The sequence below is a fragment of the Streptomyces sp. 8K308 genome (assembly GCF_004348315.1).
In the GTDB taxonomy this organism is placed as follows: Bacteria; Actinomycetota; Actinomycetes; order Streptomycetales; family Streptomycetaceae; genus Streptomyces.
This window is the reverse complement of record NZ_SMKC01000415.1, coordinates 1-5,466: the sequence shown is the minus strand read 5'-3', so window position 1 is coordinate 5,466 and position 5,466 is coordinate 1. Positions and strand designations below refer to the sequence as shown.

Sequence of the window (5,466 nt, the reverse complement as noted above, 5' to 3'; positions counted from 1 at the left end):
ACGACTGTACGCCGAGGCGGCCCACAAGGCACCCAACCTCGCCGAGCGCGCCCACCTGACACGCCAGGCCGCCCGCCTCAACACCCACCGACAACGCTGACGGGCCGCGCCCGAACTTCCCCGCGGCACCGGACGCCCCCCTGTGACCGCGGTCTGGGTCCCAGGTGGTGGCACCGAACCGTTCTACCGCAAGCTCGGCTTCCCACCGGTCCGTTGAGCCACCGCGTCCGGCCCCGGCTGCCAGACGCAGTCGGTCCCGTGGTCGGCGCGGCGCTCGACGCGGTGGCGGCAGTAGGAGCAGAAGGCGACGGGAACGGCCGTCGGCGCCTCCCGGCCGGTGACGACGGTGACCGCGCCGGCAGCAGTTCCGCCACCGTGCCGTAGTCGTCCTGGTAGTACGCCTGGGCGAGCGCCTCGGAGGTGCGCCACATCGAGGGGAGGTCGGGGGTGGGCTCCAGGGCGTCGGTCAGGCCGATCGGCCCGGTGACGGTGACCGGCGGGGCGATGACCTGTCGCAGCGCGAGCAACGGCAGGTTGTCGTCGTCGCAGCGCTGGTCCCGATGCGGTGGGCCCGAGTCGAAGAGCCTGCTCGTGCGCACCCGCAGGGCCCGGGCCAGGGCGTGGTAGGTCTCGATGCGCGCCGAGCCGCCCCGCTCGATCTTCTTCACGACGCCGAGACTGAGCCCGGCCCGCTCGGCCAGCGCTTCCTGGGTGAGACCTCGGGCGAGCCGAACGGCCCGCAGCCGGCCCCCGGTTGGGCTGTCTTCGCGCACGGCGCGTCCCCGTCCTGCGAAGCCGACTGGCCTGACTGCTCATCTGCCAGCGAATGGAATTTTCCCGTTACGTGACTGTCGGTCAGACTTCTTCAGCACCTCCGTGAGGGCCGCGATGCTGTGCTCGCCGTGGCCGGCGTCGGCCGCTCGTCGCAGCAGGTCGTGGAAGGGGCGGTGCCACTCCGTGTCGAGGTTCGCCTCGCGGCCGAGTTCCTCGTCGTGCGCGGCGCCGGCCAGGAACAGGTTCACGGAGGACGCGGCCTCGCTGTAGTCGCCGCTGTCGATCTCCTTCGCGAAGACCGGCAGCACCGAGTTGATCATCTCGAACCACTTGACGCTGAACCGCACCATCGAGGCGGCCTCCAGGCCGCGCGAGCGTATCGCCGCCGCGCCCTGGAAGAAGCCGACGAGCGCGGGCAACAGGGTGCCGCCCACCGCCATCTCGTACAGCGCGGCGAGGTCCGCCTCGGCGCCCAGGTAGACGGTGTCGCCGCCCAGCACCCGCAGGGTGGTCTCGAACTCGTCGAAGACGCCACGGTCGCCGCTGTAGTAAAGCAGCGTGTCGTCGGCGCCCACGGCGGACGGCACGTTCTTTATCGCCCCGTCGAGATAGCGCGCGCCATGCCCGCGCGCCCATTCGGCCATGCGGCGGGCACCGAGCGGTGCGCCGCTGTTGAGGGTCACGAGGGCTCGCCCGTGGAGCGCGGCGCCGGCCGGTTCCAGCGCCTCACGGGTGTCCTCGTACGTCGTCAGACAGGCGACGACCAGCGGGCTCGCCGCGACCGCGTCCTCGATCGTCGCGGCGTGCACGGCGCCCTTGGCGACGAGGGGCGCGGCCCGCGACGCGGTCCTGTTCCAGACGGTGGTCGGGTGGCCGGCGCCGAGGAACGCCTCGGCGAGCGCGCCGCCCATCGAGCCGAGGCCGATCACGGTCACCGGGGTGCGTGGGTGCGCGGTCATGGATGACTCCTGTCTTTCACCTGGACGACCTGGACGACCTAGACGACCTGGACGACCTGGACGGCCGGAATTCGGAAAGGGAAATGCGCCAACGCCAGTTCGCGCGGGATTTCAACGCGCATTCGGCGCGCTGCCCGTGCCATGCTGCATGACCGTCGAAACAACCACAAGTACTTACAATTCCGTTGGGTACTCACACAATTGTCAGTAGGAGCGCCGGTGAAGACGCGGAAGTACACCTGTGGGCTCGATGCCGCCATCGACGTCATGGGTGGGAAGTGGAAGGGCCTGATCCTGTTCTGGCTCGACGAGGGCCCGCTGCGTTTCGGCGAGTTGCGCCGGACGGTGGCCGGTATCAGCGAGCGGATGCTGGTCCTGCAACTGCGGGAGCTGGAGGCCAGCGGCCTGGTCCACCGCGAGGTCTACCACCAGGCGCCGGCCAAGGTGGAGTACTCCCTGACCGAGTTCGGTCGCTCGCTCGTCCGCGCCCTGGGGCCGCTCGGCCAGTGGGGCGAGGACCACATGGAGCGCCTCGAGGCGCCCTTCCCTAGGACCGCTCAGTGACTCGTCCCCGGCCTCGTCCCGCGATACCACGGAACGACCCGGGCGCCGCGCCAGACGTCGCCACCTCCCCCTCCGGGTGTGGCGGCGACCGGTGGGGCGCGAACGCGGCCGCCTTGGACGTCAGCGACCGCACGCACGCCGTCGTGGTGGCGCTGCGCCGCGGACTAGTGCCGTGTCAGCCAAGGTTTGCCCGTCAAGGAGCGGCGTCCGGTGCGGTGCATCGCAAGGCGCCGGATCGCAGCTCATACTTGGCCGTATTCGCGCGATTCGGTAACGCAGCGAGGTGCCGTGCCGGGCGTCGCGACGGAGTGAACCTTGGCTGATGCGGCACTAGCTGCCGCCTACCTGACGGCGGTCGCCTCGGCCACGACCAGCGCGCAGCGGGGCGCTCCGTCCGGGCGGCGGCCGAGCGCCGCCAGCGGCAGGATCCGCACCGCGAAGCCGGCGGCGGCCAACTCGCGCCGCACTTCGGGGAGTCGGAAGGTGCGGTAGTACATCACGAACCGCGGGCGCCAAACCGCGTTGCGCAGCCGCATGGCGGTGTCGAAGCCCCACAGCACCCAGTAGGGCGGCGAGCCGACGCGGGGTGGCGCGGCCATGGGGAAGGCGAAGCGGCCGCCGGGGCGCAGGGCGGCGCGGACGCCAGCGAAGAGCGCGGGGCGTTCGTGGGGCAGGAAGTGGCCGAACGCGCCGAGGCTGATCGCGAGGTCGAAGGTGGCGGGGGCGAACGGCAGCGCCCTGGCGTCGGCGCGCACCCAGCGCGGGCCGGCGGGGAAGGCGGCGCGGGCCCTGGCGAGCATGCCGGCGCTGAAGTCGACGCCGACCACCCCGGGCACGGCGAGCCTGCGCAGCACCCCGATGCCGGCGCCGGTGCCGCAGCACAGGTCGAGCCCGGTGTGGAACGGGCCGAGCGGGCGCAGCGCCTCGGTCATCGCGTCGAGCACCCGGTCCGGCGTGCGGAATGAGGTGTGGTCGAACTTCGGGGCGAGCAGGTCGTATCCGCGCTCCACGGACGACAGCGCCTGCACGGTGAGCTCGCCGAGTGAAGGACCGCGCGTCACCGGCTCAACTCCCCTCGCGCCGCTTCGGGGTGGCGCGGCGGTGCCGGCCGACGGCCGGCGGGCAGGGCGTCGGATCGGTGCCTGCCGTGTCCGGGTAGAGGATCCGCTTGGCCTCGGCCAGGTTGGCGACGACGGCGACCGCCTCCCACTCGTAGCCGTTCCACCGGCTGACGAGGCGGGGCGCCTCGGGGGCCACATGGCTGCCGGACGGCGGGCCCGGGGTGAGCGTGACCACGCGGTAGCGGTCGGCGCGGCGCCGACTGCGCCGCTCTGCCCAGTCGGACAGCGGCTCCTCTTCCATGCGAAGGTTCTTTCTCTGGCGCGAACGGGCGGGGCGTCCCTCCATGACACCATGAGCCGCCGTCAGTCACCCCCGTCCGGCGGGGGATCGTGACGCACGCGGACGCGCAGGGAGGCACGGGGGACGCACGGGGGCACGGTCAGTCCGCGCGGCCGGTGGTCGCCACCGTGACGCCGAGGCCGATCATCGCGAAGCCGCCGAAGCCGCCGATGGCCGAGAGGCGTCGCGGGGAGTGCGCGAACCAGCCGCGGGCGCCGGATGCCGCCAGGCCCCAGACGCTGTCGCAGGCCACCGCGATGGCGTTGAACACCAGGCCAAGGATCAGCATCTGGAGCGCCACGTGGCCCTGGTCGCGGTCGACGAACTGGGGCAGCACGGCGGCGAAGAAGACGATGGTCTTGGGGTTGGTGACGCCGACCGCGTACCCCTCCCACAGGGTACGCAGCCCGTGCCGTGGGCCGGATGCGGCGTCCTCGGTGGTGAACTCGGCGCGCAGCGCGCGGCGTTCGCGGATCGTCCGGACGCCGAGGTAGACCAGGTAGGCGGCACCGGCCAGCTTGAGGGCGGTGAAGACGAGGACGGAGCGTTCGACGATCGTGCCAACGCCCAGGGCGACGGCGACCACCAGCGTGTAGGCGCCGAGCGCGTTGCCGAGCACGGAGGTCAGCGCGACGCGGCGACCGTGGGCCAGGGCCCGGCCCACCACGAACAGCACGCTTGGCCCCGGCACGATGATCAGCAGGAAGGACATGGCCGCGAAGGCGAGCAGCCGGTCAGGGGTGGTCATCCGGCCATGGAAGCACGGTCGGTGCCGGCGGCCCAGCCGTTTTCGCGAGGTGGTCGCGCTCCATGACCCGGCGAGATCGGCCGCCCCAGCCGGGCGTTCTCACCCCTGCGCCAGCGGATCCTCGCCCACCACCTCGCGCAGCCGCTCGTTGGCCTCCTCCAGGACGGCGAGGGCGATCTCGCGGCGCTCGGGGTCGACGGCGCCCATGGTCAGCTCGGCGAGCTCGGCCCAGGTGCGCTCGATGTCGGGGACCAGCCGGCGGCCGGCCTCGGTGACGACGACGCGGACCTGGCGGCGGTCGGTGGGGACGGGCTCGCGGCGGAACCAGCCGCCGGGTTCGAGGCGGGCCAGGCTGCGGGTGGCGGTGGGCTGCTCGATGCCGAGGGTGGCCGCGAGGCGCGAGACGGTCATGCCGTCGGGCTCCTGGGCCAGGACCCACAACAGCACGTCCTGCCCGGGGTGCAGCCCGAGGGCCGCCAGCCGGCGCGCCTTGGCGGCGCGGTACAGCTGGCTCGTCTTGTTGAGCGCCCGGTTGACGCGCCTGGCCTCACTCGCTTCCACGCCGCGATCCTATCCACACATAGCCGGCTCATGGATAGCCGACTATACGGCTGCGGCCAGGGCCGGCTCACCGGAGTCAACGGGTTCCCGAGGAACGGCGGTTGGCCTCGGCCACCCGCGCGCTCAGGGACTCGCTGAGGGAGACCGAGCGCACGTCGTCCGGCCGCGCCGTCCACTCCAGGCCGCCCGCCAACGGCCGCAGCCACACCTGCCCGCCCTCGTAGGCCATGACGCGGCCGATCCGGTCGCGCCGCACGTCCCGCGCCATGGCGCCGACCTCCGGCCGTCCGCGCCCTTCCGCCCGGATATCCTGCTCCATCGCGTCAGCTCCTTCCTGACCGCCGGCCGATGGCCGGGTCCGGTGCGCCCAAAGGGAACACGGCCGAGCGGCGCGGGCGGTTCATTCCGCCTTCCGGGGGAATCGGGAAAGCCGCAGGCCGGACGGCACACGGGCGGGGG

Annotated in this window: 8 protein-coding genes; 1 reads left to right on the top strand and 7 read right to left on the bottom strand. The window is 72.7% G+C overall.

Annotated elements, in window-relative coordinates; genetic code table 11:
* Nucleotides 1–77: 77 nt before the first annotated feature.
* Together E1265_RS32895 and E1265_RS32890 are read right to left on the bottom strand one after the other, a co-directional pair.
* On the bottom strand, nucleotides 78–773 hold the full coding sequence (locus tag E1265_RS32895; RefSeq protein WP_132934621.1) for a helix-turn-helix transcriptional regulator: 696 nt from the start codon (nucleotides 771–773) through the stop codon (nucleotides 78–80).
* Nucleotides 774–812: 39 nt separating this feature from the next.
* Nucleotides 813–1,733: an NAD(P)-binding domain-containing protein gene (locus tag E1265_RS32890; protein WP_132934620.1), complete on the bottom strand. Its 921-nt coding sequence runs from the start codon at nucleotides 1,731–1,733 to the stop codon at nucleotides 813–815.
* A 219-nt stretch (nucleotides 1,734–1,952) separates the two neighbouring features.
* On the opposite strand from E1265_RS32890, the gene E1265_RS32885 reads away from it, so the two are divergent.
* On the top strand, nucleotides 1,953–2,297 hold the full coding sequence (locus tag E1265_RS32885; protein ID WP_132934619.1) for a helix-turn-helix domain-containing protein: 345 nt from the start codon (nucleotides 1,953–1,955) through the stop codon (nucleotides 2,295–2,297).
* 341 nt (nucleotides 2,298–2,638) lie between these two features.
* Here the strand turns inward: E1265_RS32885 and E1265_RS32880 are convergent, their stop codons facing one another.
* From E1265_RS32880 to E1265_RS32860, 5 genes are all read right to left on the bottom strand, one after another.
* Entirely contained in the window at nucleotides 2,639–3,358 is a 720-nt protein-coding gene (locus E1265_RS32880; protein ID WP_132934618.1) for a class I SAM-dependent methyltransferase, read from the bottom strand.
* A 4-nt stretch (nucleotides 3,359–3,362) separates the two neighbouring features.
* The gene (locus E1265_RS32875; RefSeq protein WP_132934617.1) at nucleotides 3,363–3,659 is read right to left on the bottom strand and encodes a DUF6087 family protein; all 297 of its coding nucleotides are present in this window, start codon (nucleotides 3,657–3,659) and stop codon (nucleotides 3,363–3,365) included.
* Nucleotides 3,660–3,798: 139 nt separating this feature from the next.
* Nucleotides 3,799–4,446 carry a LysE family translocator gene (locus tag E1265_RS32870; protein WP_132934616.1) on the bottom strand — a complete coding sequence of 216 codons (648 nt, stop codon included), beginning with the start codon at nucleotides 4,444–4,446 and terminating at the stop codon, nucleotides 3,799–3,801.
* Nucleotides 4,447–4,545: 99 nt separating this feature from the next.
* Entirely contained in the window at nucleotides 4,546–5,007 is a 462-nt protein-coding gene (locus E1265_RS32865) for a MarR family transcriptional regulator (RefSeq protein WP_132934615.1), read from the bottom strand.
* A gap of 76 nt (nucleotides 5,008–5,083) precedes the next feature.
* Nucleotides 5,084–5,326, bottom strand: coding sequence for a hypothetical protein (locus E1265_RS32860; protein ID WP_243741282.1), 243 nt, complete (start codon nucleotides 5,324–5,326; stop codon nucleotides 5,084–5,086).
* Nucleotides 5,327–5,466 lie beyond the last annotated feature (140 nt).

Bases quoted from the DNA above. Each gene is read 5' to 3' on its own strand.
- E1265_RS32890 (WP_132934620.1), bottom strand. From the start codon at position 1,733: ATGACCGCGCACCCACGCACCCCGGTGACCGTGATCGGCCTCGGCTCG.
- E1265_RS32875 (WP_132934617.1), bottom strand. From the start codon at position 3,659: ATGGAAGAGGAGCCGCTGTCCGACTGGGCAGAGCGGCGCAGTCGGCGC.
- E1265_RS32870 (WP_132934616.1), bottom strand. From the start codon at position 4,446: ATGACCACCCCTGACCGGCTGCTCGCCTTCGCGGCCATGTCCTTCCTG.
- E1265_RS32860 (WP_243741282.1), bottom strand. From the start codon at position 5,326: ATGGAGCAGGATATCCGGGCGGAAGGGCGCGGACGGCCGGAGGTCGGC.